This window comes from bacterium endosymbiont of Bathymodiolus sp. 5 South, assembly GCF_900128535.1.
Taxonomy (GTDB): Bacteria; Pseudomonadota; Gammaproteobacteria; order PS1; family Pseudothioglobaceae; genus Thiodubiliella.
On the sequence record NZ_FQTR01000178.1, the window covers coordinates 1 to 3,103 of the forward strand.

The 3,103-nt window shown below is 38.6% G+C and carries 2 protein-coding genes and 1 tRNA gene; 1 reads left to right on the forward strand and 2 read right to left on the reverse strand.

Annotated features, from left to right (window positions below):
- The first annotated feature begins 203 nt into the window (after positions 1–203).
- A complete protein-coding gene (gene mobA / locus BBROOKSOX_RS09710; protein ID WP_139661479.1) occupies positions 204–824 on the forward strand; it encodes a molybdenum cofactor guanylyltransferase MobA in 621 nt (206 codons plus the stop codon).
- Between the two features lie 79 nt (positions 825–903).
- On the opposite strand, the gene BBROOKSOX_RS09715 is transcribed toward mobA, so the two are convergent.
- Positions 904–991, reverse strand: a tRNA-Ser gene (locus BBROOKSOX_RS09715).
- A gap of 174 nt (positions 992–1,165) precedes the next feature.
- A partial coding sequence (gene metG, locus BBROOKSOX_RS09720) for a methionine--tRNA ligase (RefSeq protein WP_139661482.1) occupies positions 1,166–3,103 on the reverse strand: 1,938 nt, incomplete at its 5' end.

Consider the following 3,103-nt stretch of genomic DNA (forward strand, 5'->3'; position numbering starts at 1 on the left):
CATAAATAGGAACAATCATCAGAAACCCACTTTTCACCCACTTGGCAATTTTTTAAACCCAGCCTTAGCTCTGCTAGGACAAGGTTTAAAGAAATCACCAATTGGGCAAAAATTGGATTTTGCTAATCATCCCTATTTTATGCAAAGGTCTCTTTAAAGAACTCCAGTAACACTTTATAACTTGCCCGTCAAAAACTATCGCCATGAATACTATTAGCAATCAACAAATAACAGCAGTCATTTTGGCGGGAGGTCGTTCTAGTCGCATGAATGGTCAGGATAAAGGACTAATACAACTCAACCAAAAACCCTTAATTCAATCTGTCATTAAGGTCATTGAAAACGAAGTTGGTAGTCTTTTAATTAATGCCAATCGCAACCAAAAAAGGTATCAAAAATTTACTAAAAATCCAATTATTGAGGATAATATAACAAATTTCCAAGGTCCTTTGGCAGGCTTTGCCAAAGCCATGGAGGTTGCTAAAACACCTTATTTATTAGTATTACCTTGTGATTGCCCAATGATTGGGGCAGAATTATTAGCCACTCTAAGAACCGAACTAATAAAACAAAAAGCACAAATCTGTGTGGCACATGACGGCCATAGATTGCAGCCTACTTTCGCTTTGTTAAAAACTAATTTACTCAACAGTTTATTGATTTATTTAGCTACTGGTGATCGAAAAATCGATTTGTGGTATCAACAGCATACATTGGCAATTGCTGATTTATCGCAACACCAAGATTTTTTTATTAACTTGAATACGCCACAAGATTACGCCGCTTTAACTCAAGTAAGTCGCATTAAAAATGTGAACGACTGAATTTAAGTCAATTAGATTTTATTTTGACTTGGGCGAGACATAAAAAAACCGGCTACAAAGAGCCGGTTTTTTTGTTTAATGGTGGAGAGAGAGGGATTCGAACCCTCGGTACGTTACCGTACACCCGCTTTCCAAGCGAGCAAATTAAACCGCTCTGACATCTCTCCAAAAACTATTTCCAAGCGAACAACACAACCACTCTGACATCTCTTTAAAAACTGTTTCCAAGCGAACAACACAACCGCCCTAACATCTCTTTAAAAACTGCTTTCAAATGAACAACACAACCACTTTGATGTTCCTTTAAAAAATAAGATATTTTACTGATAATTGTTAACAGTTTAACTAATTTTCATCCCTGCTTGTGCACCAGAATCAGGAGATAGGATATAAAGAGATTCTCCATTACCTGCAGCCAGCACCATACCTTGTGAGATGCCAAATTTCATCTTTCTTGGTGCTAAATTAGCGACCATCACAGTGAGTCGTCCTTCTAAGTCTTCTGGCTTGTAGTGTGCCTTGATGCCAGCAAATACATTCTTAGTGGAGGCTTCACCAATATCAAGCGTGAGTTGCAGGAGTTTGTCGGCACCTTCAACAGCTTGCGCTTTAACAATCTTAGCAATACGCAGGTCAATTTTAGTAAAATCGTCAATTTGAATCATATCGTCCTCTTGAGTTTCTTTTTCAGTCGTTTGCATGCTTTGTTTAGAGCTTTCAATCACTTGATTAATTTGAGCATCTTCAATGCGCAACATGAGTGGTTTAAATTTGTTAATTTTATGCTTGGTAAGCGGGTGTTTAAGGCTGTGCCAATCTAATTCATCAATATTTAAAAATGCCTCAACCTGCTCTGCCATCACAGGCAAAACTGGCTTTAAATAAGTTACCAACACTCTAAATAAGTTGATTGCCAAAGAAGTAACATCATGTACTTGCGCTTCTTTACCTTCTTCTTTGACCATCTGCCAAGGCTTATGGGTATCAATGTATTGATTTGCCTTGTCTGCAAGCTTCATAATCTCACGCATTGCTTGATTGTAATTGCGTGCTTCGTAGTGTTGGGCAATGCTATCACCTTGTGCGACAAATTCATTATACAAATCCCCTTCAATCGCATAAGCAGATAGCGTTTTGTCAAATTTTTTCACAATAAATCCTGCGCTTCTAGAGGCAATATTCACTACTTTTCCGACTAAATCAGAGTTCACGCGTTGCTTAAAGTCTTCTAAATTAAGGTCAATATCATCAATCTTAGCAGAAAGTTTATAAGCGTAATAATAGCGCAAACACTCAGGATTTAGGCTTTCTAGGTAAGTTCTTGCCTGAATGAATGTGCCACGAGACTTACTCATTTTCTGCCCATTAACCGTTAAAAATCCATGTGCAAAAATTGCATTTGGTGTGCGGTAGTTAGACCCCATCAACATTGCTGGCCAGAATAACGCATGAAAATAAACAATATCCTTGCCGATAAAGTGATACAGTTCAGTTTTAGAATCTTTGTTAAAGTATTCGTCAAAGTCAATATCTTGTTCGTTGCACAACTTCTTAAAACTTGCCATATAGCCAATAGGCGCATCCAACCAAACATAGAAGTATTTACCCTCCACACCTGGTATTTGAAAGCCAAAATACGGTGCATCACGAGAAATATCCCATTGCTTCAAGCCCTGTTCAAACCACTCAGCAAGCTTGTTGCTGACCTCATCTTGTAAATGCCCTGCATTCGTCCATTCTTTGAGTTGCGCTTCAAATTGTGGCAAATCAAAGAAATAGTGTTCAGAGTCTTTGGTAATTGGCGTTGCGCCTGATATAGCCGACTTTGCGTTGTTTAATTCTGTTGATGAATAAGTCGCACCACACACCTCGCAGTTGTCACCATATTGATCAACTGCACCACATTTTGGACAATCGCCTTTGATAAACCTGTCGGGTAAGAACATTTGTTTTTCAGGGTCAAACGCCTGAGAGATGGTGCGTGTTTTAATATACTCAGCAGCATTTAACTGATTATAAATATCCGTTGATAGGGTTTTGTTCTCATCTGAATGCGTTGAATGGTATTGACTAAAACCAATGAAAAAGTCTTTAAAATCTGCCTGATGACGCTCACTCACGCCCTTAATTAATGCTTCTGGGGTAATGCCAAGCTCATTGGCTTTCAGCATAATTGGCGTACCATGCGCATCATCTGCACAGACATAATGACATTCATTGCCCATCACCTTTTGAAAACGCACCCAAATATCGGTTTGAATATATTCCAGTAGATGCCC

Excerpts from the sequence above, each read along its gene's own strand:
- mobA (WP_139661479.1), top strand. The coding sequence starts at position 204 with ATGAATACTATTAGCAATCAACAAATAACAGCAGTCATTTTGGCGGGA.